We start from the raw sequence: 740 nt of genomic DNA on the forward strand, positions 1-740 counted from the left end.
GCGGTCGAAGGCATTGGCGATTTAGGTCGTTCACGCCGTAGAACAAGACGCAGAGGGCGAAGAAGTCGCAGAAGAACCAGCCGAAAACGTGCTGTACGTAGGTCATACAATGCCGGAGCAAGAAGTACGGCTGTAAAAACAGGACTTACCAAAGACCTGACTTCAAAAGGTCAGTTTGAGCTTCGCAGACAGCAATTGCCACCGGAAGTGCAGAAAGCATTGAAAGATGCACGTATGCAAACCGTTGACACGGCAATCTACACCGTTAAGTCGATTAAGGATAAGTCCGACATTGATTTGATGGAGGCATCGGATGATAAGAAGGCTGGTCGTACCAACCTGAACCGTGCGCAGTTGGATTCGGGAAAGTATTTCCTGTTAACTGATATTGTTCTTGAGTACGCTCATGGAGCATCGGAAGAAGACAACGACCCGGCAGATTTTGCTTTTGGTCAGTTTGCTTTACCTCCGGCAATCCTGAACGGTACTTTCGAGATGACATTAGGCACGAAGGTAATTGTACCTGAAATCTCATGTGCAGTATTTGATGATACTGATACCACAAAACGCAAATTCCAATACAAGCTTGCCAATCCAAAATGGTTGAAGCCATCAATGGATATTACACCAAAGCTGAACATGCCGAAATCGGTATCAGGTGATAAGATTTACCACCCTGCCGTTAAGGTAACGCTATTGGGAACTATCACAGAGAAAGCATAAGAGCTTGATATGTCATA

General features: G+C 45.5%; 1 protein-coding gene. It reads left to right on the forward strand.

Going from position 1 to position 740, the window contains the following annotated elements; translation table 11 throughout:
• On the forward strand, positions 1–723 hold a 723-nt coding region (locus tag J1N10_RS20960), incomplete at its 5' end, for a hypothetical protein (RefSeq protein ID WP_262328678.1).
• Positions 724–740 lie beyond the last annotated feature (17 nt).

The sequence above is a fragment of the Carboxylicivirga litoralis genome (genome assembly GCF_025499605.1).
In the GTDB taxonomy this organism is placed as follows: domain Bacteria; phylum Bacteroidota; class Bacteroidia; order Bacteroidales; family Marinilabiliaceae; genus Carboxylicivirga; species Carboxylicivirga litoralis.